Source organism: Rhodomicrobium lacus, from assembly GCF_003992725.1.
GTDB lineage: Bacteria > Pseudomonadota > Alphaproteobacteria > Rhizobiales > Rhodomicrobiaceae > Rhodomicrobium > Rhodomicrobium lacus.
Genome location: NZ_RZNF01000002.1, coordinates 210,187 through 236,936, shown reverse-complemented (window position 1 = coordinate 236,936; position 26,750 = coordinate 210,187). Strand labels below are relative to the sequence as shown.

Annotated in this window: 22 protein-coding genes and 1 pseudogene; 10 read left to right on the top strand and 13 right to left on the bottom strand. The window is 63.9% G+C overall.

The window, feature by feature from the left end:
* Positions 1-348 precede the first annotated feature (348 nt).
* From EK416_RS01800 to EK416_RS01775, 6 genes and pseudogenes are all read left to right on the top strand, one after another.
* Complete coding sequence (locus EK416_RS01800) at positions 349-1,542, top strand: saccharopine dehydrogenase family protein (protein ID WP_127075718.1); 1,194 nt, start codon at positions 349-351, stop codon at positions 1,540-1,542.
* A 10-nt stretch (positions 1,543-1,552) separates the two neighbouring features.
* A complete protein-coding gene (locus EK416_RS01795) occupies positions 1,553-2,713 on the top strand; it encodes a carboxynorspermidine decarboxylase (RefSeq protein ID WP_127075716.1) in 1,161 nt (386 codons plus the stop codon).
* Between the two features lie 175 nt (positions 2,714-2,888).
* Positions 2,889-3,488, top strand: coding sequence for a YceI family protein (locus EK416_RS01790; protein WP_127075714.1), 600 nt, complete (start codon positions 2,889-2,891; stop codon positions 3,486-3,488).
* A gap of 676 nt (positions 3,489-4,164) precedes the next feature.
* Positions 4,165-5,094, top strand: a complete 930-nt coding sequence (locus tag EK416_RS01785) for a family 2A encapsulin nanocompartment shell protein (RefSeq protein ID WP_127075711.1) — start codon at positions 4,165-4,167, stop codon at positions 5,092-5,094.
* Positions 5,087-7,066, top strand: a complete 1,980-nt coding sequence (locus tag EK416_RS01780; protein ID WP_245433907.1) for a family 2A encapsulin nanocompartment cargo protein cysteine desulfurase — start codon at positions 5,087-5,089, stop codon at positions 7,064-7,066. Before EK416_RS01785 ends, EK416_RS01780 begins: the two co-directional genes overlap by 8 nt.
* 131 nt (positions 7,067-7,197) lie before the next feature.
* Positions 7,198-7,393 (top strand): annotated as a pseudogene (locus EK416_RS01775) (transposase); the annotation flags it as partial.
* 328 nt (positions 7,394-7,721) lie between these two features.
* Here the strand turns inward: EK416_RS01775 and EK416_RS01770 are convergent.
* Together EK416_RS01770 and EK416_RS01765 are read right to left on the bottom strand one after the other, a co-directional pair.
* On the bottom strand, positions 7,722-8,498 hold the full coding sequence (locus EK416_RS01770) for a hypothetical protein (RefSeq protein WP_127075707.1): 777 nt from the start codon (positions 8,496-8,498) through the stop codon (positions 7,722-7,724).
* Positions 8,492-10,096 carry a hypothetical protein gene (locus EK416_RS01765; protein WP_127075705.1) on the bottom strand — a complete coding sequence of 535 codons (1,605 nt, stop codon included), beginning with the start codon at positions 10,094-10,096 and terminating at the stop codon, positions 8,492-8,494. The genes EK416_RS01770 and EK416_RS01765 overlap by 7 nt, the downstream gene beginning before the upstream one ends.
* Positions 10,097-10,248: 152 nt before the next feature.
* Between EK416_RS01765 and EK416_RS01760 the strand changes: the two genes are divergently transcribed.
* Entirely contained in the window at positions 10,249-10,515 is a 267-nt protein-coding gene (locus tag EK416_RS01760; protein WP_127075703.1) for a hypothetical protein, read from the top strand.
* A gap of 66 nt (positions 10,516-10,581) precedes the next feature.
* Here EK416_RS01760 and EK416_RS01755 read toward each other — a convergent pair whose 3' ends face one another.
* Complete coding sequence (locus EK416_RS01755; RefSeq protein ID WP_127075701.1) at positions 10,582-11,367, bottom strand: SDR family NAD(P)-dependent oxidoreductase; 786 nt, start codon at positions 11,365-11,367, stop codon at positions 10,582-10,584.
* Between the two features lie 95 nt (positions 11,368-11,462).
* On the opposite strand from EK416_RS01755, the gene hmuQ reads away from it, so the two are divergent.
* Positions 11,463-11,780, top strand: a complete 318-nt coding sequence (gene hmuQ / locus EK416_RS01750) for a heme-degrading protein HmuQ (RefSeq protein WP_127075699.1) — start codon at positions 11,463-11,465, stop codon at positions 11,778-11,780.
* Positions 11,781-12,185: 405 nt separating this feature from the next.
* Here the strand turns inward: hmuQ and EK416_RS01745 are convergent, their stop codons facing one another.
* Positions 12,186-12,596, bottom strand: coding sequence for a DUF2853 family protein (locus EK416_RS01745; RefSeq protein ID WP_127075697.1), 411 nt, complete (start codon positions 12,594-12,596; stop codon positions 12,186-12,188).
* Positions 12,597-12,930: 334 nt separating this feature from the next.
* Between EK416_RS01745 and EK416_RS01740 the strand changes: the two genes are divergently transcribed.
* A complete protein-coding gene (locus EK416_RS01740) occupies positions 12,931-13,197 on the top strand; it encodes an ElaB/YgaM/YqjD family protein (protein WP_127075695.1) in 267 nt (88 codons plus the stop codon).
* 13 nt (positions 13,198-13,210) lie between these two features.
* A complete protein-coding gene (locus tag EK416_RS01735; protein ID WP_127075693.1) occupies positions 13,211-13,672 on the top strand; it encodes a hypothetical protein in 462 nt (153 codons plus the stop codon).
* A gap of 131 nt (positions 13,673-13,803) precedes the next feature.
* Here EK416_RS01735 and EK416_RS01730 read toward each other — a convergent pair whose 3' ends face one another.
* The 9 genes from EK416_RS01730 to EK416_RS01690 form a co-directional block, all read right to left on the bottom strand.
* Positions 13,804-15,048, bottom strand: coding sequence for a CaiB/BaiF CoA transferase family protein (locus tag EK416_RS01730; RefSeq protein ID WP_245433906.1), 1,245 nt, complete (start codon positions 15,046-15,048; stop codon positions 13,804-13,806).
* Positions 15,049-15,113: 65 nt separating this feature from the next.
* Complete coding sequence (locus EK416_RS01725; protein ID WP_127075689.1) at positions 15,114-16,295, bottom strand: acyl-CoA dehydrogenase; 1,182 nt, start codon at positions 16,293-16,295, stop codon at positions 15,114-15,116.
* Between the two features lie 114 nt (positions 16,296-16,409).
* Complete coding sequence (locus EK416_RS01720; RefSeq protein ID WP_127075687.1) at positions 16,410-17,288, bottom strand: hydroxymethylglutaryl-CoA lyase; 879 nt, start codon at positions 17,286-17,288, stop codon at positions 16,410-16,412.
* The gene (locus EK416_RS01715; RefSeq protein ID WP_127075685.1) at positions 17,281-19,302 is read right to left on the bottom strand and encodes an ATP-binding protein; all 2,022 of its coding nucleotides are present in this window, start codon (positions 19,300-19,302) and stop codon (positions 17,281-17,283) included. Before EK416_RS01715 ends, EK416_RS01720 begins: the two co-directional genes overlap by 8 nt.
* A 7-nt stretch (positions 19,303-19,309) precedes the next feature.
* The gene (locus EK416_RS01710; protein WP_127075683.1) at positions 19,310-20,917 is read right to left on the bottom strand and encodes a carboxyl transferase domain-containing protein; all 1,608 of its coding nucleotides are present in this window, start codon (positions 20,915-20,917) and stop codon (positions 19,310-19,312) included.
* Positions 20,918-21,006: 89 nt separating this feature from the next.
* Complete coding sequence (locus EK416_RS01705) at positions 21,007-21,393, bottom strand: type II toxin-antitoxin system VapC family toxin (protein WP_127075681.1); 387 nt, start codon at positions 21,391-21,393, stop codon at positions 21,007-21,009.
* A gap of 96 nt (positions 21,394-21,489) precedes the next feature.
* Positions 21,490-21,861 carry an AbrB/MazE/SpoVT family DNA-binding domain-containing protein gene (locus EK416_RS01700; protein WP_210210960.1) on the bottom strand — a complete coding sequence of 124 codons (372 nt, stop codon included), beginning with the start codon at positions 21,859-21,861 and terminating at the stop codon, positions 21,490-21,492.
* An 87-nt stretch (positions 21,862-21,948) separates the two neighbouring features.
* Positions 21,949-23,112, bottom strand: a complete 1,164-nt coding sequence (locus tag EK416_RS01695) for an isovaleryl-CoA dehydrogenase (RefSeq protein ID WP_127075679.1) — start codon at positions 23,110-23,112, stop codon at positions 21,949-21,951.
* 75 nt (positions 23,113-23,187) lie between these two features.
* Positions 23,188-26,640: an indolepyruvate ferredoxin oxidoreductase family protein gene (locus EK416_RS01690; RefSeq protein WP_127075677.1), complete on the bottom strand. Its 3,453-nt coding sequence runs from the start codon at positions 26,638-26,640 to the stop codon at positions 23,188-23,190.
* Positions 26,641-26,750 lie beyond the last annotated feature (110 nt).

The following is a 26,750-nucleotide window of genomic DNA, read 5'->3' as shown; positions in this document are numbered from 1 at the left end:
GTCGCGGTTTCGCCGCCATTGACAAAGCACGCCAGCCGCTTGGACCGGCTCACCGGCATAAGCAAAGGCGATCTCATTCCTGCGTCTTTGCTTCAAAAGGTTGGATCAATCTTTCGCATCGCGCTGTTTATTACTTCACATAGCTGTCATAAATATCCCCGATATTGAAGCGTTGCGAGCCCCGCCTTACCGCAAGAGATTGCGGTATTACTTTCTTGTGTCTCCTCTGGCTTCTCGCTTTACAACAACAAACCGCCTAAATATATCAAGAGCCCGCACAGGCGCGGGGCGAAAACCCGGGATGAACAATCTCCCCTCCTGCCCCAGGAAAAACGGACAGAAGCACCCATGAACAACGTTCTCATCATCGGCGGCGGCGCGGCCGGCGCGGTAGTGACCAAGAAATGCGCGATGAATCGCGACGTTTTCGACGGGACCATTCATCTTGCGTCGCGCACCCTGTCGAAATGCGAAGCGATCCAGAAGCAATGCGCGAGTGAAATCGAGATTTCGCAGATCGATGCGGACGATACCGCCGCGGTGGTGAAGCTCATCGAACGGGTCAAGCCGCGCCTCGTCATCAACATGGCCCTGCCCTACCAGGATCTGACGATCATGGAAGCCTGCCTCCAGACCGGCGTCGATTACATCGACACCGCGAACTACGAGCCGAAGGACGAGGCGAAGTTCACCTACAAATGGCAATGGCCGTTCGATGAAAAGTACAAGGCCAAGGGCAATCTCGCCGTGCTCGGCTGCGGCTTCGACCCCGGCGTGACGAACGTGTTCTGCGCCTACGCGCAGGAAAGCCTGTTCGACGAGATCCACGAGATCGACATCATCGATTGCAACGACGGCAGCCACGGCAAGAGCTTCGCGACCAACTTCAACCCGGAAATCAACATCCGCGAAGTGACCCAGCGCGGCAAATATTGGGAAAACGGCGAGTGGATCGAAATCGACCCGCTCAGCATCTCCTGTATGATCGATTATCCGGAAGTCGGCCCGCGCAAATCCTACCTGATCTACCACGAGGAAGAGGAATCGCTCGTCCAGAACATCCGCGGTCTGAAGCGAATCCGCTTCTGGATGACGTTCTCCGACAATTACATCAAGCACCTCGACGTGCTGCAGAGCATCGGCATGACGCGCATCGATCCCGTCAAGTTCAAGGGCATCGACATCATCCCGATCGAATTCCTCAAGGCGCTTTTGCCCGAGCCTTCATCGCTCGCGCCGGACTATACGGGCAAGACCTCCATCGGCACCGTGATCAAGGGCGTGAAGGACGGCAAGCCCCTCACGAAGATCATCTATAACGTCTGCGATCACGCCGAGAGCAACCGCGAAGTCGGCGCGCAGGCCGTGTCGTACACGACGGGCGTCCCGGCGGTGACGGCGGCCATCATGATTCTGAAGGGCATCTGGAGCGGCAAGGGCGTGTTCAACATCGAGCAGATGCCGCCGAAGCCATTCCTCGAAGAGCTTGCGAAGCAGGGCCTTCCCTGGCACGTGAAAGACGCGCCCGAGTTCCCTTGCTGACGGAGAGAGCATGACGCTTCTGGACCTGCTGGCCGACATTCCGACGCCGGCTTACGTCGCCGATCTCGCGCGCCTCAAGGCCAATCTGGCGACAGCCGCCAAGGTGCGCCGCGAGACCGGCACGACCGTGCTTCTCGCCACGAAGGCGTTTGCGATGCCGGCGTTGTTCCCGCTCTTCCGGGACACGCTCGACGGCAACACCGCGAGCGGCCTGTTCGAGGCGCGCATGGGGCGCGAGGAATTCGGCAAGCAGGTCCACGTCTATTCACCTGCTTACAAGGAGAGCGAGTTCGAGGAGATTCTCGGGCTCGCGGACGACGTCTATTTCAATTCGGCGGAGCAGGTGGCGCGCTATCTGCCTCGGGCGAAGTCGGCAGGCCGCAAGGTCGGCCTGCGCATCAATCCCGGGTTCTCGAATTCGACGGTCGGCGGCGATCTCTATAATCCCTGTTCGTCGGGCTCACGCTTCGGCGCACCGGAGCACACGCTCGGCGATATCCCCTGGGGCGACATCGACATCCTGCACGCACACGCGCTGTGCCAATCGGGCCACGCCGCGTCGATCGGCCTGATCGAGCGGATTGCGGGCGCGTTCGGGCATCTCGTCAACAAGGTGAGCGCCGTCAATTTCGGCGGCGGCCATTATTTCAACGATCCTGCCTATGACGTCGATGCGCTCATCGCGGCGCTGAACCGGTTCCGCGACACGTTCCCGCATGTCGAGACCATCATGGAGCCGGGCGGCACGCTCGTGATGGACGCGGGTTATCTCGTGGCGACTGTCCTCGACGTCTACCGCAACGACAAGACGATTGCGATTCTCGATGCTTCCGCGCCCTGCCACATGCCGGACGTACTGATCGCGGGCTGGCATGCGCCCGTCATCGGCGCGGGCGGACCGGGCGAGAAGCCGCACACCTATACGCTGGCGGGCAACACCTGCATGACCGGCGACATCATCGGCGAATATTCCTTCGACGCGCCTCTTAAGCCCGGGGATCGCGTGATCTTCGGCGATCAACTGCAATACAGCTTCGTTCAGGCGAGCACGTTCAACGGCGTGCCGCTGCCCGATTTTTACGCGCTGCATGAGGATGGCAGCACCGAGCGCCTCAGCCGCTTCTCTTATGACGATTTCCGCTCAAGGCTCGGCAACGGAACCGCCGGGTAACGGCGTGATGGTCTCTGCCGACGCCTACGACATCCTTAACCTCAGGCTGAAACAGGGCCTGCGGCGATATTGTTATCCACCATGTCACCAAATATATGCATGGTTTCGCTCATGGTCGTCATGCGGTGGCGCCTCCTTAAGTCGCTCTGCCGCCCCATTTTTTGAGGTTTGAACGATGTCTGGCAAAACGCGCAGCACGAATGCGGCCATCCTTGCGATTTTGGCCGTGGGTGTGGGCATTCTTCTGCTCGCAGGACGTCAGGATGGCATAAGGCCCTGGGACAGGGATGTCGCCTTCGTCGCCGGTGCGGGCGGATTTTCAGCCGAAGGCAGCGTCAAGGATTACAAGAGCGTCGTCCGCTTCAACCCCGAGGCGCCCGAGCAAGCCCTGATCGAACTTACGCTCAACATGCGCAGCACCACGACGGGCTTCAGGGCGGCGGACGAAGTTGCCCTCTCGGAAGAATTTCTCGATGTGGAACGCCATCCAACCGCGAAGCTGATCGCAAAGGGCGCAAAGCCTGTCGGTGACGGCAAGTATGTCGTCGATGCCGAACTGACGTTGAAGGGTGTGACGAAGACCGTAAAGCTTCCGCTCGTGGTCCAGATCAAGGAGGGCGCCCCCGTCCTTAAAGGTTCGGCGCCGGTGAATCGTCTGGAGTTCGGCGTCGGTAAGGAAACCTACAGGGGCTACGCCCTCGACAAAGAGGTTCAACTCGCGTTCGCCCTCGTCGGCGAGAAGCTTGGGAACGCGATCACACCGCCGAAGCCGTGATCGAAGCAAAAATCATCGCCCTTTTGGAGCGGCGGCTTTGAATCGGTCTCACCTTTGTGGCGAGTGTTTTCACAAGCCGCTCCCGGCGAGAGCAAACCGCTGCCCTTGTCTCTGTTTGTGCGCGACGGAACGACGATTCGAGCGGACGAAGCCGCTTGAACTGGACCGCTGAAGGTGAAGCATCACGGCTACTCGCCCGGCTGGCAGCGTTACGACGAACTCATCGCGCCGAGACGAATACCCACGCTCACTTCACAAAGCCTACGACCGGCAGCTGCGCGATCCTGCCCGCTCTTCTCAAGGAGCTGCACGGGAGATCAGCGAGTTTTTCGCGCACCTTGCCGGCCCACGGCGAAAGCCGCTGTCGCACGGTGAAAACGGGCGACGCAATTAATTGCGCGATACTCCAAACTGGCAATATTCAGCATCGGCGTACTCAAATGCACCCCATTTCGTAGAAGTACTTTTTGCCATCAGGCGAAACCGGGAAAATATTAGCGAATGCCGCGACCTGGTTCCGTTTATATTGAAGCGAAGTGAAAATAGTGCGAAGCTTCGGCCATCAAACGCATGTTCGATCTGATCAAGAATGCAAGAAAAAGTGAACGCTCTTCGCAGATGAAGGGCGGATATCTTTTATGCATTCTAGTAATTATGGCTCAAAAGAGAACAACCGATGGCCGATACACCTGTCAATACTGCGCTGGGTGACGTTGCCGCGAGACAACTAGCCAACGCCACAAAGACTGTTGCCCAGTTTTCCCGCATCACGCCGCGCTGGCTCGTCCATTGCTTGCAATGGGTGCCCGTGGAAGCTGGCATCTATCGTCGCAACCGCGTCAAGGAATCCCGCGACATCGCGGTCGACTGTTCCCAGCGCGACGAACGGACGCTGCCGCAGACATTCGTGGATTACGAAGAGCATCCCCGCGAATATTATCTGAGCGCGGTCAATACTGTGCTTGAAGTGCACACCCGCGTTTCGGATCTCTACAGCGTGCCGCACAATCAGATCGCAGAACAGCTTCGCCTCGCGATTGAAATCGTGAAGGAGCGGCAGGAAAGCGAACTGATCAACAATCAGGAATACGGCCTCGTCGCCAACACGATTCCCTCGCAGCGCATCAAGACACGCACGGGCGCGCCGACGCCGGACGATCTCGACCAACTGATCACCAAGGTCTGGAAAGAGCCGGGCTTTTTCCTGGCCCACCCGCTTGCCATCGCTGCGTTCGGTCGCGAATGCACGCGCCGCGGCGTACCGCCGGCGACCGTTACCATGTTCGGATCGCCCTTCCTCACGTGGCGCGGCATTCCGCTCATCCCGAGCGACAAGCTTCCTCTCGAAGGCAACAAATCGAAGATCATCCTGCTTCGCACCGGCGAATCCCGCCAGGGCGTTGTCGGCCTCTATCAGCCGGGCCTTCCCGGCGAGCAGAGCATGGGCCTGTCGGTCCGCTTCATGGGCATCAACCCGAAAGCCATCGCGCAGTATCTCATCTCGCTTTACTGCTCGCTCTCGGTTCTGACTGACGACGCAATCGCGGTCCTCGATGACGTTGAGGTGGACAAGTATCATGCCTACGCTGACACCTATCATGGCTGATGCCCCGTTTTCCGAAGCGGCACCGGTGGCCGACGTCGGGAACGGCATCGCGGAAACGCTGGGCGGTCTGCCCGCTCCGACGGGTTGGCCGAGTGCGGACACGCTGACGCGGCTCGCGAACGAAATGTTCGCGACACCGCCCGGCGGAAGCCTGCCCTCCACGGCCTCACCTCTCACCAACGGCAGCCGCGCGCCCATCGAAATGACCCGCTCGGCGGACGTTCCGCTCGCGGGTGCTCCGGGGCACAGCTCAAGCTATAATCCGCAAGCTCACGGCGCGCCGGTCTCCGGCACGCATCACCCCGCATCCTCGCCATCCGCCGCTCCCCTGCCGGTCGAAGCTCATGCGAAAGCGGCTGCGAGCCCGCACGTCCCGCAGGCTACGGCGCCGCAGCCGACGTCCTACGCACCTCCATACTTCGGCGGCGCTCACGCTCTGCCGCTGTCTGCGCCTTCTGCGCCGGCGCAGATCATCGGTGGACCCGGCCATGCCGAAACCGCCGCGTCGAAGCCGGCTTCCACCTATCCGGGCCTTGAGGAAATCGCTCGCGGTTTTCCCGACATCCCCGGCCTCACGGGAGTGACCTCGCCCGGAAAGCCTGCCGGTCAGGTTCCTGCTACCCGCGCGGCGGCTGCACCGAACAACGGGCGCCCAGGCTCGCAGTTCTACTTTCTGGACGAGAGCCACCTGTCGCATTCGAAAAACGCGAAAGGCGGTCCGGTTTCGCAAGGGCCGCAAACCGGCTACGATGTGCTCGCCGTTCGCCGCGACTTCCCGATCCTGCACCAGCAGGTGAACGGCCGTCCGCTGGTCTGGCTCGACAACGCCGCCACGACACAGAAGCCGCAGGCTGTCATCGACCGCCTCGTGCATTACTACGCGTGGGAAAACTCCAACGTCCATCGCGGCGCGCATGAACTTGCCGCGCGCTCGACCGATGCCTATGAAAACGCGCGCCAGAAGGTGGCTGGCTTCATCGGCGCGGACATGCCCGAAGAGATCGTCTTCGTTCGCGGCGCGACCGAAGGCATCAACCTCGTGGCAAAGAGCTGGGGTCGCCAGAACATCGGCGAGGGCGACGAGATCATCGTCACATGGCTTGAGCATCACGCCAACATCGTACCGTGGCAGCAGCTGTGCACGGAGACGGGCGCGAAGCTCAAGGTCGTGCCGGTCGACGATCACGGCCAGGTGCTTCTCGACGCTTATGAGAAGCTGCTCGGGACGCGCACCAAGCTCGTCGCCTTTACGCAGGTGTCGAACGCGCTCGGGACCGTCACCCCGGCCAAGACGATGATCGACATGGCGCATCGCTACGGTGCCCGGGTGCTGCTTGACGGCGCACAATCGGTCTCGCACATGCCCGTCAATGTGCGTGCGCTCGATGCGGACTGGTTCGTGCTTTCGGGTCACAAGGTGTTCGCGCCGATGGGCATCGGCGTCGTCTACGGCAAGAAGGATCTGCTCGACGCGACGCAGCCCTGGCAGGGCGGCGGAAACATGATCAAGGACGTGACCTTCGAGCGGACGGAATACCATGCCGCGCCGACGAGGTTCGAGGCGGGCACGGGCAGCATCGCGGATGCGGTGGGGCTCGGCGCAGCCATCGATTACCTGAACGGCATCGGCATGGACGCCATCGCCGCGCATGAGCACAACCTGATCGCGTATGCCACGAAGGTTCTGCCCGAAGTACCGGGGCTTCGCATTATCGGCACCGCGCCGGAGAAGGCGGGCGTGGTTTCCTTCGTCCTCGCGGGCCAGAAGAGCGAGGCCGTGGGCGCGGCGCTGAACCAGCACGGCATCGCGGTGCGCTCGGGGCATCACTGCGCGCAGCCGATCCTGCGTCGCTTCGGCCTCGAAGCGACGGTGCGGCCGTCCTTCGCCCTCTACAACACCTTCAGCGATGTCGACGCCCTCGTCACCGCGCTGAAGCGCATTCAGGCCGGGCAGAACTCCTACGTCGGCTAAGCCGTACCTTCAGAACAAAAAGCCGGAGCCTTGCGCTCCGGCCAAGACTGCTGAAAAGCTCCCGCCTCGGCCGGAGCTCAGACTGCTGACAAAGCTCCCGCCTCGGCGGGCGCTTTTTGATTCTGTGGGGCATGCTGAAGAAGCCGATTCCCCCGACAGACGGCGCTTGAGATGGTGAGCATCGAAGGATTGGTGCCGAAGGACCACCTTCTGCGCAGGATCGAAGCGGCGGTCGACTTTTCCTTCATCCGCGACCGGGTTGCGGGTCTCTACTGCGCCGATAACGGCCGCCCTGCTCTCGATCCCGTCTTGATGTCGAAGGCGCTGTTCAGTTGAAGGCCCAGTTCATCGGCTCTCTGTTCGGCGTGCGCGCGGAGCGCCGAAGCCTCGTGATCCGGCTTTTTCGCGCGCGGTTTACCTTGCGGATGCGCGGAGCAAGCGCTGTTGTTGATGCTCTCCCGAACTTTCGCTATCTTTACCGAGCGTAAGCGGAGCGAGCCCCGCTTTATGGCCGTGCCGTCCCGCCAAGCATAGCGAGGCCTCGCGCGCGCCGATCGGGTTCTGGTGCTGAGCGGAATTCCGCGCTCGACAGCAAGATCGACGCGCTTACGATCCGGCGGCAGCGCGACCTTTGGCAGGCAGAGAGCGCGAAGCGTCATGCGCCCGAACCGAAAGGCTGCGCGAGATCGGGGTCGCGGCCCGAAAGCTCAAGAAACAGCCGACGCCACACCCTCATCGCCGATGCCTGCTGCTTCGCAAAGCGAGGGCGTGGAAGCAGCACGATTTTCATCTGCGCCGCGCTCAGGGCGGGCCGGACCTCCGGCAGCAGCCGCTCGCTCAGCGACGCCGGGGTGAGCGACCCGTTATAGGCCGACGCGCCGGGCCCGTGCTCCATCATGTCCGAGATCAGAACAACCCGCAGGGGCCCGTCCGGCTGCACATCGAGGCTCTGCACGCCGAGCGCCAGTGCCTCGGCGATCGGCGAGGCCGTTGCCGTACCCTCCCGCCCAAGTTCGGCCAGCGCGTCATCGACCGGCTGAAGAAAGGCGCTCTCATAACGGGCCGCGATCCGTTTCGAATTTTCAAAGAACGGATTCGCTTCCGCGCCCGGATTACAGAGGTCCACCAGCGTTTCAAGCGCCACGCCGAGGCCCCGTTCCCGCTCTCGCAGCACCTTGACGGCGATCCGTTCACCCCGCGCCGCCGCGTCGCGCTGCGTGGCGATCAGGTCTTTTGCGAATGCCTGCTCGACCGGCGTCAGCGGATCGGTACGATCGATAAGGATCAGTGTGGCGCTCGTCGCGCCGTTACGCGGGCAGAGCGTCGCGGTGTCGATCATCTCCGCCTTCAGGCTTGCGGCGGCATAAAAGCCGCCTCCCGCGAGCGCGGCAGAGCAAGCGATCAAAACCACTCCGAAGACCGATCTCAGCATGCGGTCGCCTCCACGTTTCCACCTTGTCCCGACGGCTGCGCGCTATCGAAGCTGGCTCGAACGGCTTCGGCGAGGACGCCCTCAAATCCATCGGCCGCGGAATCGAGAAAGCGAAACGACTCGTCCTTCTCCCCCTGGACGGCCTGTTGCAGCGCTTTCAGGTTCTTCTCCTGGGTTTCCAGAAACTTGCCGCGGTCTGCGTCGAGAGGAGGAAGTTGTTTCGCTGCGAGCGCATACACGAAACTCCCTCGCACCGACCGGCGGGAAAGGCGCTCCAGGCTCTCGATCTCGGCCTCCGCGCGCCGCACGGCGTCGTCGAGATCGGCCTGAAGGCGACGGCGCTCGGCGGCAAAGGCATCGTGACGCGACGACAACTCGGCAAGCGCCGTGGCTTGCCGATCGAGCTTGCGGTCGAGGGCCTGAAATGCGCCGCTTGAACTTCCCCGCGCCCGATGCATCGCCCGGCGCAGCGTTGCCGCCGTGGCCGCACGAGCGCGCCGATAGCTTCGATGCCTCCGACCGTAGCCCGGGATCGGGTCGTCAAATTTATAGCCGTCGGCCGCCGCGATCAGCGCGGCGCACAAGCCGATGATCAGGAGAAACAGGCTGGAAAAACCTTCGATTCGGAAGGGGTTCTCGACGAGCCTGCGAAGCGCGTCCGCTTCGGTACTCTTCGATCCTGACGCGGGAAGCGCAGCGTCTTTCATCTCGCTCGCCGATCTCACGGGCAACGCAGCGAGACCTTGCCGTACCGCGCCGGCAGGAGCAGCCGACTTCGTGGTCGGGCGGCTCGTCGCGATGGCGTCGTTGAAAGCGCGCTCGCGAAAATCGCGGTAATGCGCCCCGAAAAGGTTTATCGCAAAGATGACGGCGATGCCTGCGAGGACGAAGACGCACGCGCCCGCCTTTGCGACGAAGGAGCGCCGGTTGAGCTGCGGCAGAGCGAAATAGCCGATGAGAAAAGCCGCGCCCGCATTCGCAATCGCAAGTACCAGCGCTTCTAGCCAGCCACCGAAAAGGCCCTGCTCGCTCGTGCCGGCGAACAGGATGCCGTTCACCGTTGTTTCGGCGATGACGAGCGCGCAGAGAACGCCGAGCCCAAGAACCGGCGACGCGGCATAATGCGGCTCGCGCGCGATGCGGTATCGGGCCTTGAACGCGGCGAGATCGGCGAGCCGGCTCCTCTCCTCGCTCAAGCGCTCGGCAAGTTCCGGCCCGCTTTCAATGACCACGGATTGGCGGGCGAGACGGGCCGCGCGCATCTCGTCGTGAAGGCTCGGCGCAACGCATTTCTTCTCCTGCGCCGCGATTGACTCCGAAAGCGTCGAAAGGCGGTTGGCTGACGAGACGAAAGCCGCGTCGATTTCAGCCTGAAGGCGCTCCACCCTCTCGGCAACCGGATCGACCGAAGCCTGAACCATGGCCGCGCGCATGATAGCCGTGTCTTGCTGCAGATCCGCGACAAGACAGGCCGGGTGGCTTTCGCGCCGGGATGGGACAACACTGTTCGCGGGAGGGCCAATTTCGTCGGGCGGGCGCTGATCGATATCGCCGGACCGGTCGATGACGCGCTCGCCATTCAACTCATGAATACTCATACAAACGCTCGATCACTTTTTCTCAATATGAAACAGTTTTATGCATATGCTGACTAAAAAGAAAGAGGGCCTTGAGAAGGTTCGCCTTTTTCGGGGCGATGATGCGTGCCTGCAACGCCGCGACAACAAACGCAACCAAACGGGGACTGGACATGCGAGCCTTGTTTGCGGCAGTGGCCGCGCTGATGATCGTGACGGCGTCCCAGTCTTCGTCAGAGGCGGCCTCTCTCGCCGAAGGCGACCGCCGCGGTCCATGGCTCGCGCGGTTCTCGGTTCCCGGCGCTCAGTGCCCCAGACTGTGCGTGGAATGGTTCGACGGCTGCAACAATTGCAGTTGCGGCGGCGGCCGGATCGACGTCTGCACGCAGCACATTTGCTTCGGTCGCAAGCGGGCACGCTGCCTTCGCTGGGGCTTCTAGTGGTCTTATTGATCCCGGCATTTGCTCGCGGGCGTGCTGCAGGATGCAAATGCCGGAATCGGACCGCTAGAATGCGGATTTGAACACGCCGCCATCCGCGCGCAGAGCCGTGCCATTGATCGCGCTCGAAAGCGGACTTGCGAGAAATACGACCGTCTGCGCGATTTCCATCGGATCTTCAAAGCGCTGCAAGAGAGACGTCGGCCGCGCGGTCTTGAAGAAATCGGCCTCGACGGCCTTCTCGTCCTTGCCTTCGGACTTCGCCAGATCCCTCACGAAGTCGATCACGCCTTCCGACGACGTCGGGCCGGGCAGCACCGCGTTCACCGTGACTTGCGTGCCTTTCGTCAGTTCCGCCAAACCGCGGGAGATCGCCAGCTGCGCGGTTTTCGTCGCGCCGTAATGGATCATCTCGACCGGAATATTGATCGCGGACTCGGACGAGATGAAGATGATCCGGCCCCAGTTCAGGAGCAGCATCGGCGGGAGGAACGCGCGGGAGAAGCGCACGCCGGACATGACGTTGACCTCGAAGAAGCGAAGCCACTCCGCGTCCGGAATGTCCTGAAACGGCTTCGGCTGAAAAATTCCGGCGTTGTTCACGAGGATTTGCACGTCTCCGATGGCCTTCACCTCTTCGACGATCCGGTCGACGTCCGCCTTGTTAGCGAGGTCGCCGTAAACCGCATGTGCGGTGGGCAAATCCTGCTTCGCCCGCTCCACTGTCTCGCGCGAGCGACCGTGGATGATGACGTGCGCGCCCTCCTGCAGGAGAAGCTCCGCGGTCGCCCTGCCGATGCCCTTGGTGGAGCCTGTCACAAACGCAAGCTTGCCTTCGAGATTGTAGTCCACGGAAGTCCTCCTAAATCCAGAGTGGCGAAGCGTTTCCCACATTCATATCGGCGCGCCCGGCCTCTTGATCCAGCCTCTGAAGGAGAACCCCCCTTATGTTTATCGCCATGAACAGGTTTCGCGTGAAGAGAGGAAGCGAGCAGGATTTCGAAGGGGTCTGGCTCAAGCGTGATGTCCATATCAACCGCGAGCCGGGCTTCGTCGCATTCCACCTGCTCAAGGGGCCGGAGGCGGATGACCACACACTTTATGTGTCGCACACCATCTGGGCGAGCAGGCAGGCTTTCGAGGACTGGACGCGCTCGGAAAGCTTCCGCGCGGCCCATCAGGGCGCCGGAGAGCGCAAAGTGTTCTATCTCGAAGGACCGCATTTCGAGGGCTTCGAGTCGATCCAGGAGGTGAAACCCGCCTGACGACAGGATTTCGGCCGAGGGATCGATATGCCGATCTCCCGGCCGTCGCGCGACTTAGTCGAATTCCGCGCGAACAGTTCCTCTCGGATCCGTGACCATCCCGAACCGCGCGCGGGAAGCGCCTAACCGCGCAGGACCGGCGAGTTTGAAATCGGCCTCGCTTTTGTGGCGCGTACGCTGCCGATTTCAAATTCATAAGCCGCTCCAGAACTTTGATGTCCGGAGCGCCTTATGGGCATTAAATGCGACTGAAGCCGCCCGACGAGCGCGGCGAGCGAGCCGCCGCAGTGAAACGCGTAACAGACAGAAAGCGCGCGGGGGCCTCTTCATGGGCCGCATTTGAAGCCCGGCGCTCCAAGAGACGCAGAACTCGCACACCGTGTTCCCGGACGCCGCGTAGCCGCTTTATTTCTTTGCGGCGGACTTCGCGGGCTTCGCCTCGGCGCCCGGCTTCGCCTCGGCCTTGGCGGCCTTCGGAGCTGCGGCGGGTTTCACGAGGCCTTCCAGCTTTCCGAAATGCTCGGCGAGCAGGTAATACACGGTGACGCGTTCTTTCGAGCGGTCGCCCTTCAACTTGTCGATCACCGTCTTGATTGCGGCGTCAAGCGCTTCGTCGCTCTCGGTCAGCGCGAGCTTCTTCTTGAGCCAGCTTTCGCGCACGCGCTTCAATTCTTCCGGATCGGTGCCCGCGACGAGAGATGAATCGCGGTTGCGCAGCGCGATGCCAAGATGGCGCACAATCCCCGCGACGGCGTCCTCATTCGGATTACTCACGTATTTTTTCACGTGGGCGAGATATTTTTCTGCGTCGGCCATGTTGCGAATCCTTTTTGGCTTTCACGACGTGCAGAAGATGGCCCGCGGTCTTGAGCGCTACAAGAGACTTCGCTGAATCGGATGCGGTTATTCAACCGCTTTGCAACCAAAAGCGGACAGGCAGGATTCGTTCCGTCTCCCGAATTGTTCAAATTCGGCCCATAAGCGCCGATGCGCCGACGCAAGAAGTGGAACGCTCATGGCGTGGGCGCGTTCACAGACTGAAGACGGGCACGGATTTGCCCGACAGTAGATCGCTCAACGCTCGAATTGATGATTGGAGCGGGAGCAAGTTGATCGAAATCGACAGGGACAATTCGAAAGGACATATATCATGGCCAAGGACAGCATTCACGAGATCAACTCCACCACAGACTATGCTGCCGACAAGAGCAAGAATGAAATCGACGATCTTCGGGCGCAGGTGAAGGAGCTTACTGAAAAATACGGCTCGTATGCTCAGGACAAGCTTAGCGACGTGAAGGAAACGGTGCAGCAGAACATCGGCGACGTCGAGAAGCAGATTCGCGACAAGCCGGTTCAGGCAACGCTCATCGCGGCAGGTGTCGGCTTCCTCGTCGGCGCGCTTCTCACGCGCTGAAGGAGTAACGCCCATGTTTGGAGCAGCTCTGAGGCTTATGGCCGTCGGCGAAGCAGGCCGGCGCTTGGGCGATTACGCGAAAATAATGGCCACGCGGTATCTCGTGCTTTCAGTGGCGGCGACGGCGTTTCTTGGAGCGATCGTCTTCGCGCTGTTGGCGGGCTTCTGGGAGTTAACCTCGCGCAACAACGATCCGGTGACCTCAGCCGCGATCATGGCTGGAGTCCTGACCGCAGCTGGATTGCTGATAGCATTCGTGGCTTATGGAACTACCAGGGACAAGACACCAAGCGTCAGTGAAGCGTTCGAACGTCCCGTTCAGGCTTTTCAGGCGCAGGTGCCGGCGACCGTCAACGATATCGGACGGCAGATAGAATACGCGGTGCGGACTTACGGGCCGGTCAAAGTCGCAACGGCGGCAGCGGCAGGCGGCCTCGTCGCCGGTTTGCTCGCCAGAAAGTTCCGTCAGATTTAAAGAACTGCCCGCCGCGTTGGCCTCGATGCGGCGGTTCCTTCTTCCCGAAAGGCAAAGCCCATGTGGCCCGATTGATCGCGAACCGCGAGGGAACTCGCGGTTTTCCTTTTGGGCGAGGCATTTCCACTGCCTTATTCGCCGATCGCGCCGCTTTCACGCAATGCCGAGATCGCATCTGCGTCGAGGCCGATGTCGAGAAGCGTCCGCTTCGTGTCTGCGCCGAGAAGCGGCGGCGCGCGGTTGTAGAAGACGGGCGTTTCCGAAAAATGCAGCGGATTGCCGACGAGGTTGACTGTCCCCGCCGGATGCTCCATGCGCACCGCCATGCGGCGATGTCGGATCTGCTCATGGCCGAAAACCTGCGCGACATCGTTGATCGGTCCGCACGGCACGCCCGCCGCCTCAAGCGCCGCAATCCAGTCCGCGCTGGCGCGTGCGGCAAGGATGGGCTTCAGGAGCGCGACAAGCTCTCCCCGGTTGCGCACGCGCGCGGAGTTGGTGGCGAATTTCGCATCGTTCGCCAGAGGCTCGCATCCCGCCGCCGCGCAAAAGCGCGCGAACTGGGCGTCATTGCCGACCGCGACGATCACATGGCCGTCCTGCGTCTCGAAGACCTGATACGGCACGATATTCGGATGCGCGTTGCCGAGCCGCTTCGGCACCACGCCACCGACGAGCCAATTCGTCGCCTGATTGGCAAGCACCGCCGCCTGCACGTCAAGAAGCGCGAGGTCGATATGTTGGCCCTCTCCGGTGCGGTCTCGATGCGCGAGCGCCGCGAGAATGCCCACGCTTGCATACATGCCGGTGAAGATATCGGCGAAGGCTACGCCGACCTTCATCGGTTCCCCGTCCGGCTCGCCGGTCAGGCTCATGAGCCCGCCCATGCCCTGGATCATGAAATCGTAACCCGCGCGGGACGCGTAGGGGCCTGTCTGGCCAAAGCCCGTGATCGAGCAATAGACGATGTCCGGTTTCACCCCGCGGATCGCCGCGTAATCGAGGCCGTATTTCGCGAGGCCGCCGACCTTGAAGTTTTCGAGAAACACGTCGCAGGTCGCTGCGAGGCGGCGAACGAGCGCGTTCCCTTCCGCCTTCGCGATGTCTATGGCAACGGACCGCTTTCCTCGATTGGCCGACAGGTAGTAGGCGCTTTCCGCCGTCTCCGCGCCGCTCCCGTCCTTCAGGAAGGGCGGCCCCCAGCGGCGCGTATCGTCGCCCTCGCCGGGCTTCTCGATCTTGAAAACGGTTGCGCCGAGATCGGCGAGAAGCTGGCTCGCCCACGGCCCCGCCAGCACGCGGCTCAGGTCGAGAACACGAACATGCGCGAGCGGCCCCGGCTTCGGCGGTGCTCCCGCTTCCTCGGCCGCGCTCACGCCGTCTTCGCCGCGTCCGCACGTTGCTTCATCGCGTCCGCACGTTGCTTCATCGCCGCGTCCGCTCATGCCGTAAACGCCTGAATGCCGGTCTGTGCGCGGCCGAGGATCAGGGCATGCACATCCTGCGTGCCCTCGTAGGTGTTGACCGTTTCGAGATTCGCCATGTGCCGCATCACGTGGAAGCTGTCCGCGATGCCGTTGCCGCCGTGCATGTCGCGCGCCGCCCGTGCGATGTCGAGCGCCTTGATGCAGTTGTTGCGCTTGATGAGCGAGATCGCCTCGGGCGCGGCGGTGCCGTCGTCGAGCATGCGGCCGACACGAAGCGCGGCTTGCGTGGCGAGCGCGATTTCCGTCTGCATGCCCGCCAATTTGAACTGGATGAGCTGGTTTGCGGCGAGCGGGCGGCCGAACTGTTTGCGGGCGAGCGTATAGTCGCGCGCGGCGTGCCAGCAGAACTCGGCCGCGCCCACGACGCCCCATGCGATGCCGTAGCGCGCCTTGTTGAGGCAGCCGAAAGGACCGCCAAGCCCCGCCGCGCCCGGCAGGAGATTTTCCTCCGGCACGAAAGCCTCGTCGAGCACGATTTCGCCTGTGATGGACGCGCGCAAGCTGAGCTTGCCCTCGATCTTCGGCGTGGAGAAGCCGTTGCCGCCGCGCTCCACGATGAAGCCCTTGATCTTGCCGTCATGCGCGTCGGACTTCGCCCAGACCACCGCGATATCCGCGATGGGACTGTTGGTGATCCACATCTTCTGGCCGGAAACGAGATAGCCGCCGTCGACCTTTACGGCGCGGGTGCGCATGCTGGCGGGGTCGGAGCCCGAGTCGGGTTCCGTGAGGCCGAAACAGCCGACGATTTCGCCCCGCGCGAGCCCGGGCAGCCAGCGCTTCTTCTGCGCGTCCGTGCCGTAGGCGTGGATCGGATGCATCACGAGCGAGGATTGCACGCTCATCGCCGAGCGATAGCCGGAATCGACGCGCTCCACCTCGCGCGCGATCAGGCCATAGGCGACATGGCCCACGCCCGCGCCCCCGAATTCCTCGGGGATTGTCGGCCCCAGAAAGCCGAGTTCGCCCATCTCCAGCAGAATGTCCCGGTCGAACCGTTCCTCGCGATAGGCCGAGAGCACGCGCGGCTGCAATCTCTCCTGGCAATAGGCCCTGGCGCTGTCGCGGATCAGACGCTCCTCCTCCGAGAGCTGATCCTCAAGCAGGAACGGGTCTTCCCAGCTGAATGATTGCATGGCGCGTCTCCTTGCCTGGTCTTGCGATGGATATTGGCAGTGGTCATCGCAACGAAACATGTATCGTGACGCCGCGCATCCGGGATCGCGCGGGCATCGGGGAAAGGCGCTGGTTCAGGGCGTGCGCGGCGTTACCCTTTTCTTGCCCAGCGCCTCGAATGCGAACCGCGCCGCCTCGATGACGGCGGCGCGATCCACGCCCGTCTCGAAACCGAGGCCGTCGAGCAGATAAACCACGTCCTCCGTCGCCACGTTCCCGGAGGCGCCCGGAGCGTAAGGGCAACCGCCGAGACCGCCCGCCGCGCTGTCCACCACGCGCACACCCTCTTCGAGACAGGCGCGGATGTTCGCGACGGCTCGCCCCTCGGTGTCGTGGAAATGGACGGCAAGGCTGTTCATCGGCACTCGCTCCGCCACCGCCCGCAGCATCGCGCACGCGGTGTCCGGCGTGCCGACGCCGATGGTGTCGCCGAGCGAAATCTCGTAGCAGCCGAGCGCCGCGAGCCGTCGAGCCACGTCCGCCGCGCGCGCAAGCGGCACCGCGCCCTCGTAGGGGCAGCCGAGGACGCAAGACACATAGCCCCGCACCGCCACGCCCTCCGCCCGGGCGCGCGCTACCACGGGGGCGAACCGCTCGAAGGATTCCTCAATCGAGCCGTTGATATTCTTCAGCGAGAAGGTTTCCGACGCCGCCGCGAAGACCGCGATCTCGCGCGCACCCGCCGCGAGCGCCGCCTCAAGCCCGGTCATGTTCGGCACGAGCACCGGCAGCGACACACCGCGCCTTCCCTCGAACGCCTTCAATATGGCCGCCGTTTCGGCCATCTGCGGAACCTTGCGCGGCGAGACGAAGCTTCCCGCCTCGATCGTCTTCAATCCAGCCGCGATCAGCTTTTCGATGAAGGCAACGCGTGTGGCAACGGGCAGCGTCACGGCCTCATTCTGGAGGCCATCGCGCGGCCCCACCTCGACGATGCGGATGCGCTCAGCCATTGCGCGGCTCCCCGGCCTCGAACTCCATCAGCGCCGCGCCCTCGGAGACGAAATCGCCGACGGCGACGCTGTAGCGAGCGACGCGCCCGCGCGACGGCGCCCGCACCGTGTGCTCCATCTTCATCGCTTCGAGGATGAGGATCGGATCGCCCGCTTCGAGGCTCGCTCCCGGCTCCGCGAGGAGCGACAACACCGTGCCCGGCATGGGCGCGAGCGTGCCCGTGGTGGGATGATGAGTGGCCGCTTCCGCCGCGAAAGGATCGACGAACGCAAGGCGGATCGGCTGCGGGCCGTCGAAAACCGTGACCGTGCCGTCGTGCAGGACAGCGCCGACGGTGTGCCGCGCGCCGCCGAGTGTGAGCGCGAAACGATGCGGATCGCGCTCTTCGCGCTCGAACGCGAAAAGTGCCCCATCGCCACCGAAGACGAGAACCATGCCCGTGCGCTCCTGTTCAAGGCGGACGGCGAAGGCTTCGCCATTCTTGCCGCGAAACTCAAGAACGCGGGTCCGTGAGCCGAACAGCATCCACGGCGCACCCGCAGACCATGGCGACCAAGGGTCCGCCGGATCGCGACGCGTCTCGTCCGCCTCATGCGCGAGGATAGCCGCCACCGCCGCCGCGAGATGCAGCGCGCGCGGTGCGGGGCTTGCTTCGAGGCCCGCGCGTTCGCGCTCGATATAGCCGGTGTCCAGGAGGTTCGCCGCCACCGCATCCTCGCCGAGAAGCCGCGCGAGAAAAGCCACGTTCGTGGCGACGCCCGCGACCTCGAAGCTCGACAGCGCGCCGCGCAGACGGGCGAGTGAGGCGGCGCGTGTCGGCGCGTGCGCGATCACCTTCGCGAGCAGCGGATCGTAGTGCGGCGTAACCTCGTCGCCCGCGCCGAAGCCGGTGTCGATGCGAATGCCGAAGCCCGCTTCCGGTGCGCGCCAATGCGTGATGGCGCCGGTGGACGGCAGAAAGCCCGCGTCGGCGTCTTCCGCGTAAATGCGCGCCTCCACCGCGTGCCCGGCGCGCTTGATCTCGTCCTGTCGCAGCGGCAGCGTCTCACCCATCGCGACACGAATTTGCCATTCCACGAGGTCGAGGCCGGTAATCGCCTCCGTGACCGCGTGCTCGACCTGAAGGCGCGTATTCATTTCGATGAACCAGGCGTTGGCAGCGTCGGCGACGAACTCCACCGTGCCCGCGCCGACATAGCCGATTGCCGCCGCAGCCTTTCGCGCCGCGTCGTACAGCGCTTCGCGGCGGGTCTCGTCGAGCGATGGCGACGGCGCTTCCTCGACGACCTTCTGGTGGCGGCGCTGGAGCGTGCATTCGCGCTCGAACAGCGACACGACATTGCCATGCGCGTCCGCAAAGATCTGCACCTCGATATGGCGCGGTCGCTCGACGAAGCGCTCCATCATCAGTGTCTCGTCGCCGAACGCCGCCGCCGCCTCTCGTCTGGCCGCCGGAAGCGCCGCTTCGAGTTCATCCGCCGCGCGAACGATGCGCATGCCCCTGCCGCCGCCGCCCGCGACCGCCTTCAGCAGCACGGGAAAGCCGAGCCGCTTCGCCTCGCGTGCGAAGGTCGCCGCATCTTGCTCCGCGCCGCCGTAGCCGGGCACGACCGGAACGCCCGCAGCCTCCATCAGCGCTTTCGCGGTGGCCTTCGATCCCATCGCCTGGATCGCGGCGGCGGGCGGACCGACGAAGACGAGCCCCGCGGCCGCGCAGGCTTCCGCGAAGGCAGCCCTCTCGGACAAGAAGCCGTAGCCCGGATGCACCGCCTCCGCGCCGCTGGCTCTGGCGGCATCGATGACGCGGGCAATGTCGAGATAGCTGTCGCGCGCGGGCGCGGGGCCGATAAGCCGCGCCTCGTCGGCGGTCGTCACATGGCGCGCGCGGGCGTCAGCCTCCGAATAGACGGCGATGGTGCGAAGCCCCATGCGGCGCGCCGTGCGCGCGATGCGGCAGGCGATTTCGCCGCGATTGGCAATGAGAAGCGACGTGAAAGGCCGGGCGCTCGACATGTTCGCCTCACATCCTGAAAACGCCGAAGCGGCCGCGCTCGGGCGGCGCGTTCAGCCCCGCCGAAAGCGCGAGCGCGAGCACCATGCGCGTGTCGGCGGGGTCGATGACGCCGTCATCCCACAGCCGCGCCGTCGCATAATACGGGTCCGCCTGCTCCTCGAACTGCGCGCGGATCGGCGCTTTCAGCGCCTCTTCCTCCGTGTCGGTAGGCGAAGCCCCCTTCGCTTCCAGCGACTGCCTGCGCACGATGGCGAGGACGGTCGCCGCCTGCTCGCCGCCCATGACCGATATCTTCGCGTTGGGCCACATCCACAGGAAGCGCGGACCGAAGGCGCGCCCGCACATGCCGTAATTGCCCGCGCCATAAGAGCCGCCGACGATGACGGTATATTTTGGCACGCTCGCCGTCGAAACAGCCGTGACGAGCTTGGCGCCATCCTTGGCTATGCCGCCGGCTTCGTATTTCCGGCCGACCATGAAGCCCGTGATGTTCTGGAGAAAGACGAGCGGAATGCCGCGCTGGTCCATCACTTCGATGAAATGCGCGCCTTTCAGCGCGCTCTCGGAAAAGAGGATGCCGTTGTTGGCGAGGATGCCCACGGGGTAGCCGTGGATGCGTGCGGTACCGCAGACGAGCGTCGGACCGTAGCGCGCCTTGAATTCGTCGAAGTCGGAGCCGTCGACGAGGCGGGCGACGATTTCGCGGACATCGTAGGGCTTTCGCGCGTCGGCTTCGACGATGCCGTATAGCTCGTCGGCGGGATAGGCCGGAGCGCGGGGCGCGGCGATGTCGAGGACCGCGGGCTTTGTGCGGTTGAGGCGCGCCACGATCGCGCGCGCGATGCCGATCGCATGCGCGTCGCTCTCCGCATAATGATCGACGACGCCGGACTGGCGGGCGTGCACATCCGCGCCGCCAAGTTCCTCCGCCGTGACGATTTCGCCCGTCGCTGCCCGCACGAGCGGCGGCCCGCCGAGAAAGATCGTTCCGTGGCCCTTCACGATGACGCTCTCGTCGCACATCGCCGGCACATAGGCCCCGCCCGCCGTGCACGGTCCCATGACGAGCGCGATCTGCGGAATGCCTTCAGCCGACATCCGCGCCTGATTGTAGAAGATGCGGCCGAAATGGCGCTCGTCGGGGAAGATCTCGTCCTGCATCGGCAGGAACGCACCACCCGAATCCACGAGATAGAGGCAGGGAAGTCGGTTCTGGCGGGCGATATCCTGTGCGCGAAGGTGCTTTTTCACCGTCATCGGGTAATAGGTGCCGCCTTTGACCGTCGCATCGTTGGCGACGATCATGCATTCGCGGCCCGAAATCCGCCCGATACCCGCAACGATCCCCGCCGCGTGTGCGTCGCCGCCATAAAGGCCGTGAGCCGCGAGCGCGCCGATTTCGAGGAAGGGCGAGGCGGGATCGAGGAGGAGCGCGATACGGTCCCGCGCGAGAAGCTTTCCGCGCGCTGCGTGCCGAGCACAAGCCTCGGCCCCGCCGCCCTTTTGGGCGGTCGCTGCCTTTTCACGAAGCCTCCCGACAAGGGCCGCCATCGCCACGGCATTCGCCTTGAAGGCTGCGGAGCCCCTGTCAATGGCGCTTTTCAGGACTGCCATGCCCGCTCCTCGTTTCTGCCGCGCAGGCGGAACCCCATGTCAAACCAGAACGAACGGATAAAGTGGTCGGGGCGACCCGAAAGGTCGCCCTAACGCAAGACATGCACCTCCACGGATAGCTCGATGTCGCGCCAGGTCCGGTCGGCGGTCAGCACCGGCACACGCAGTTTTTCGGCGAGCGCGAGGCAGGCGCGGTCGCCGAGCGAGAGGCCGAAGGGCTTCGTTGCGACGCGCAGCGCGCCCGCGCGAAAGGCCAGGTCTTCGTCGAACGGCATAATGTCGAGGCCATAGCGGGAAAGCGCCGCCCGCACGAGCGGCAGCGCGGCGCCGCGCTCCTGAAGTTTCGCCACCACCTCGGAGAGGTTGACCGTGGAGATCGCGGCGTTTCCGAAAAAAGTCTCCGCCCGTTCCGCCCCCGGTTCGCCGCCGAGATGGGCGAGGATGGCCGAAGCGTCGAGCACGATCGCGGCGCACATCAGCGGCGCCTCGCTGGAACGCCCGCAAATCTTCGAGAGGCCCCGCCCGTGGAAGATCGAAGCGGTTCCCTTTTTTCGCCCCGCGAAGCGGTCGCATCAGCCACGCGCTTCCGCCTCCGCCTCACGGCGCCGATCTTTTATGAGGTCGTCTGCAAGACCGCTTCCGAGCAGCCCCTTCATCATCGCCTGGGCCTGTCTCGCGCCGACGCGCGGGCTGAGCAGATGAAGTTCGCCATCCTCAAGCCAGGCGAGAAGCGCATCGCCCTCCTCCACCTGCATGGCCTCGCGAAGCGCCGCCGGGATCACCACGCGGCCGCCGGGGCCGAGCGTCAGACGCAGGCGGTTCGCGACGCCGAAGCCGGGTTTTTCAGCGGTGTCGACAACGAACGGAGCCTGCGGCGCTTCCTCGAAGCCCCTCCCGCGCAATGGCGCATCGTCCGGCCGTTCGTCCTTTTTTCTGCGCGCCATGTCCGTCCTCCATTTTGCCTCATCATACAATGATTTCGCAAAATGCCAATTCCTATTTATTGGCATATCATCAAATATGACACGAAATCATATTTTGCCAAATAGTTCGCGTCCGATAAGCATACGGCGGATTTCGCTCGTGCCCGCGCCGATTTCGTACAGTTTCGCATCGCGAAGGAGCCGCCCCGTCGCCGTGTCGTTCATGTAGCCGGTGCCGCCGAGGAGCTGGATGGCGTCCAGCGCCACGCGCGTCGCCGCCTCCGCCGCATAGAGAATCGCGCCTGCGGCGTCCTCGCGCGTCGTCTGGCCCCGGTCGCAGGCGCGAGCGACCGCATAGACGTAGGCGCGCGCGGAATTCAGAGCGACCGCCATGTCGGCGACCTTGCCCTGCACGAGCTGGAACGTGCCGATGGGCTTGCCGAACTGCTTTCGCTCGTGGATGTAGGGAAGCACGATGTCGAGCGCCGCCTGCATGATGCCGAGCGGCCCGGCGGCAAGCACCGCGCGTTCGTAGTCGAGGCCTGACATGAGGACGGCGACCCCGCGTCCTTCGCCGCCCATGACGTTCTCCCCCGGCACCTCGCAATCCTCGAACACGAGTTCGGCGGTATCCGACCCGCGCATGCCGAGCTTGTCGAGCTTGGGCGAGACCGAAAAACCCGCGATCCCCTTCTCGATCAGGAACGCGGTGATGCCGCGCGGCCCGGCGGCGGGGTCCGTCTTCGCGTAGACCACGAGCACGTCGGCGTGCGGGGCGTTGGTGATCCACATCTTCGCGCCGTTCAGCACGTAGCGGTCGCCGCGCTTGTCGGCACGCGTGCGCATCGACACGACATCCGAACCGGCTTCGGCTTCCGACATGGCGAGCGCGCCGACATGCTCGCCGGAGATCAGCTTCGGCAAATAGCGGCGTTTCTGCTCGTCCGTGCCGTTTCGTCGGATCTGGTTCACGCAGAGATTCGAATGCGCGCCATAAGACAGCCCGACGCTTGCGCTCGCGCGGCTCACCTCCTCGACGGCGATGCAATGATGCAGATAGCCGAGGCCCGCACCGCCCCATTCCTCTTCGACCGTGATGCCGTGCAAACCGAGCGCGCCCATGGGCTGCCAAAGGTCGCGCGGGAAGGCGTTCGAGCGGTCGATTTCAGCCGCGCGCGGCGCGATCCTGTCGTCGGCGAAGGCGCTCACGCTGTCGCGCAGCATGTCGGCTTCCTCGCCGAGCCCGAAGTCGAGACCGCGATAGGATGGCATTGAAGCGCTTCTCCCTCGTTATTTTTTTCTCATGAGGCGCTTGAGGCAAGGCTTGCTGTCAACATGGCGGAACGGCTATTCCGCCGCCTCGCGCCTGTGGCCGCCGGTTGCGAGCGCGGCCTCAAGCTCGGCATAGCGGGCTTGCGCTTTCGCCATGTTGGCTTCCTTCACATGGCCGAAGCCGCGAACGATGTCCGGCACGGCGGCATAGGCGGTGGCGAGTGCGAGATTGGCCTTGGTCAGCGTCGGCAGAAGACGCTCGATGCGCGCCTCGTAGTCGGCGAGAAGCGCGCGCTCTGCCTTTCGCTCGGAAGCTCGTGCAAACACGTCGAGCCATGTGCCGCGCAGGCGCTTTCCCTTCGCGAGAAGCCGCAGTACGGGCAGCATCCAGGGGCCGAAGGTCATCTTTTTGAGCTTCCCGGTGTCGGGATCGCGGCGTCCGAGGATCGGGGGCGCGAGATGAAACTTGAGCTTCACGTCGCCGTCGAACTCGGCCTTGATCTGCGCGGCGAACGCGCCATCGGTGTAAAGCCGCGCCACCTCATACTCGTCCTTGATGGCCATGAGCCGGAAGAGGTTCTGCGCGACCGCGCGGGTCAGCACCTCGCTTTGCGGCGCGACGGCAATTTCGCGCGCGCGGACCCGGTCGACGAAGGCGAGATAGCGCGCGGCGTATGCCACATCCTGATAGGCCGCCAGTTCGGTCGCGCGAAGTCCGACGATATCGTCGAGCGTCTGCGCGAGCTTCGGCGCGGGATCGAGCAGCGCAGCGACGCGTTCGGGCCAGAGAGCCGCCTCGCGCCCGATTGCGAAGGCGCGCTTGTTTGCGTCGACGCTCGCTCCGTTCAATTCGATGGCGCGCAGGATCGCGCCGCGTTCCAGCGGGACAAACCCGTTCTGCCAGGCGAAACCCGTCAGCACCATGTTGGCGAAGATCGCGTCGCCGACGAGCGCGACCGCAATGGCCTGCGCCGGGCATTCGTCGAGCGCGCGGGCGCGCTTTGCGAGCCTCGCGGTCATGGCCGGAGCATCGAAAGCGACGGCGTTGTCGCGGACGAATTCGGCCGTGGGCGTGACGCGCGGATCGGCGACGACGGCGGTGCGCGTCTCGCTCATCATCGGCAGGCTGTTCTTGCCATGGGCTACGACGATATCGGCCGCCAGCACGAGATCGGCCTGCCCCGCCCCGATGCGCGGGCTGAAAAGGTCCGTCTGCGGCTCGCCGATGCGCAAGTGGGAATAGACGCCGCCGCCCTTCTGCGCGAGGCCGATCTGGTCGACGATGCGCACCTGACGGCCGTGAAGATGAGCCGCCATGCCGAGGATCGCGGCAAGCGAGGTGATACCGAGCCCGCCGATACCCGTCATCAAGATGTTGTAGCCGTCTTCCGGGATCGCGGGCAGCGCGGGCTCAGGCATTTCGGGTGAAAGATGCTTCACCTGTCTTCGCCTGCGCGTGCCTCCGTAGACCGACACGAAACTCGGGCAAAAGCCGTCGACGCAGGTCGCGTCCTGATTGCAGGTTGATTGATTGATGCGTCGCTTCCGGCCGAACTCGGTCTCGACCGGCTCGACCGAAAGACAATTGGAGGCGCGGGAGCAATCGCCGCAACCCTCGCAGACGCCTGTATTGATAAAAAGCCGCCTATCCGATTGTTCCATAAGGCCGCGCTTGCGGCGGCGGCGCTTCTCGGTGGCGCAAACCTGATCGTAAATAAGAACGCTTACGCCCGGAACGGAACGAAGTTCGCGCTGCACAGCGTCGAGGCGGGAACGATGGTCGAAACTCGTGCCCGCCGGGATCGCGGGGTCTTTCGCGTGGCGGTCGGGATCGTCGCTCACGATGGCGATGCGGGACACCCCCTCCGCTCGCATCTGAGCCGCAATCCGAGGCACGGTCAGTTGACCGTCGACCGGCTGGCCGCCCGTCATGGCGACGGCATCATTGTACAGGATCTTGTAGGTGACGTTCGCGCGCGCCGCGATGGCCTGCCGGATCGCGAGACTGCCCGAATGGAAATAGGTGCCGTCGCCGAGATTGGCGAAGACGTGCGTCTCCTCCGTGAACGGCGCCTGCCCCACCCACAACACGCCCTCGCCCCCCATCTGGGTGAAAACGTCGGTGTTGCGGTTCATCATGGTCGCAAGATAGTGGCACCCGATACCCGCCGTGCCGCGGCTTCCGTCCGGCACCTTCGTCGAAGTCGAGTGCGGACAGCCCGAACAGAAATACGGAGTGCGCAAATGGATCGGTGCGGCGGCAGCCTGTTGCGCGGCCTCCGCGAGGCGCGCCTCGACGGCTTTCATGCGCGGCGTCTTCATCGCTTCCGGCAGAACGCGCAGGATCGCGCGCGTCACATGCGCGGTGTCGATATCGAGCACGTCGCTGACAAGCGGGCGGCCTTCGAGGTCGCGCTTGCCGACGATGCGCGGGCGGCGCCCGTCCGGCAGACCGTATAGCGCCGCGCGAAACTGGTGCTCGATCATGTCGCGGTGCTCTTCCACCACGAGCACGGTTTCGAGCCCGTTCGCGAAGGCGCGCGCGGCGTGCTCCTCCAGCGGCCAGACGAGGCCGATCTTGTAAACGCGAAAACCGAGCGCGGACGCCTCCCTATCGGTGAGACCGAGGTCGCGCAGCGCCTGCCGTACATGCAGATAAGCCTTGCCGGAAGCCGCGATACCGAAACGCGCGGCGGCGCCGTCGATGACGAGGCGGTCGAAACCGTTCTCGCGCGCGAACGCCATCGCGGCGGGAAGGCGGAAATGGCGATGGATTTCCTCCTGCTCGGGCGGCGTGCGACCGAGCCTTGCGTTGCGGCCGCCGATCGGCTCGGCGACGCCGTAGGGCGTGAACGAGCGATAGCGCAATGGATCGATACGCACGGTTGCGCTCGCGTCCATGGTGTCGGAAACGGCCTTCAGGCCGACCCACAGCCCGGCGAAGCGCGAAAGGTCGAAGCCCTTCAGGCCGAATTCGATGATCTCGGCGATGTCCGACGGGCCAAGAACGGGAATTTCGGCATCCGCGAAGGCGAAATCGCTCTGGTTCGGCAGCGTGGAGGATTTGCAGGAATGGTCGTCGCCCGCGATTGCCAGCACGCCGCCATTTTTCGCGGTCCCGAAAAAATTCGCGTGCTTTAAGGCATCGCCGGAGCGGTCCACGCCCGGCCCCTTGCCGTACCAGATGCCGAAAACGCCGTCATGGCGCGCGCCCGCAAACAGCGCCGCTTGCTGGCTGCCCCATACGGCGGTTGCAGCCAGTTCCTCATTCACGCCCGGCTGGAAGACGATCTGGCTTTCGGCGAGGCGCTTCTTTTCCTGCCACAGTTGCTTGTCGTAGGTGCCGAGAGGAGAACCGCGATATCCCGAGATGAAACCGGCGGTGTCGAGCCCCATGGCCGCATCGATCTGGCGGCGCAGAAGCGGAAGCCTGACAAGAGCCTGCACGCCCGTAAGAAAAACCTGGCCTTGATCGACGCGATACTTGTCATCGAGACTGATGGAGGGCGCAGACGCGAGCGTGTCCATTGGCTTCTCCCATGGTCGGATTATGAGTATCCCATGGGAAAACTGAAAAGACTTTGCAAAGTTCGGTGAGGCGCTGGAGGCGGCGAGTTAAGGCTTTCACAAGCCGCGAT

Excerpts from the sequence above, each read along its gene's own strand:
- hmuQ (WP_127075699.1), top strand. The coding sequence starts at position 11,463 with ATGTTTATCGCCATGAACAGGTTTCGCGTGAAGAGAGGAAGCGAGCAG.
- EK416_RS01780 (WP_245433907.1), top strand. The coding sequence starts at position 5,087 with ATGGCTGATGCCCCGTTTTCCGAAGCGGCACCGGTGGCCGACGTCGGG.
- EK416_RS01795 (WP_127075716.1), top strand. The coding sequence starts at position 1,553 with ATGACGCTTCTGGACCTGCTGGCCGACATTCCGACGCCGGCTTACGTC.
- EK416_RS01800 (WP_127075718.1), top strand. The coding sequence starts at position 349 with ATGAACAACGTTCTCATCATCGGCGGCGGCGCGGCCGGCGCGGTAGTG.
- EK416_RS01740 (WP_127075695.1), top strand. The coding sequence starts at position 12,931 with ATGGCCAAGGACAGCATTCACGAGATCAACTCCACCACAGACTATGCT.
- EK416_RS01765 (WP_127075705.1), bottom strand. The coding sequence starts at position 10,096 with ATGAGTATTCATGAGTTGAATGGCGAGCGCGTCATCGACCGGTCCGGC.
- EK416_RS01715 (WP_127075685.1), bottom strand. The coding sequence starts at position 19,302 with ATGTCGAGCGCCCGGCCTTTCACGTCGCTTCTCATTGCCAATCGCGGC.
- EK416_RS01710 (WP_127075683.1), bottom strand. The coding sequence starts at position 20,917 with ATGGCAGTCCTGAAAAGCGCCATTGACAGGGGCTCCGCAGCCTTCAAG.
- EK416_RS01705 (WP_127075681.1), bottom strand. The coding sequence starts at position 21,393 with ATGTGCGCCGCGATCGTGCTCGACGCTTCGGCCATCCTCGCCCATCTC.
- EK416_RS01720 (WP_127075687.1), bottom strand. The coding sequence starts at position 17,288 with ATGGCTGAGCGCATCCGCATCGTCGAGGTGGGGCCGCGCGATGGCCTC.
- EK416_RS01735 (WP_127075693.1), top strand. The coding sequence starts at position 13,211 with ATGTTTGGAGCAGCTCTGAGGCTTATGGCCGTCGGCGAAGCAGGCCGG.
- EK416_RS01790 (WP_127075714.1), top strand. The coding sequence starts at position 2,889 with ATGTCTGGCAAAACGCGCAGCACGAATGCGGCCATCCTTGCGATTTTG.
- EK416_RS01770 (WP_127075707.1), bottom strand. The coding sequence starts at position 8,498 with ATGCTGAGATCGGTCTTCGGAGTGGTTTTGATCGCTTGCTCTGCCGCG.
- EK416_RS01785 (WP_127075711.1), top strand. The coding sequence starts at position 4,165 with ATGGCCGATACACCTGTCAATACTGCGCTGGGTGACGTTGCCGCGAGA.
- EK416_RS01745 (WP_127075697.1), bottom strand. The coding sequence starts at position 12,596 with ATGGCCGACGCAGAAAAATATCTCGCCCACGTGAAAAAATACGTGAGT.
- EK416_RS01695 (WP_127075679.1), bottom strand. The coding sequence starts at position 23,112 with ATGCCATCCTATCGCGGTCTCGACTTCGGGCTCGGCGAGGAAGCCGAC.
- EK416_RS01725 (WP_127075689.1), bottom strand. The coding sequence starts at position 16,295 with ATGCAATCATTCAGCTGGGAAGACCCGTTCCTGCTTGAGGATCAGCTC.
- EK416_RS01760 (WP_127075703.1), top strand. The coding sequence starts at position 10,249 with ATGCGAGCCTTGTTTGCGGCAGTGGCCGCGCTGATGATCGTGACGGCG.
- EK416_RS01700 (WP_210210960.1), bottom strand. The coding sequence starts at position 21,861 with ATGGCGCGCAGAAAAAAGGACGAACGGCCGGACGATGCGCCATTGCGC.
- EK416_RS01690 (WP_127075677.1), bottom strand. The coding sequence starts at position 26,640 with ATGGACACGCTCGCGTCTGCGCCCTCCATCAGTCTCGATGACAAGTAT.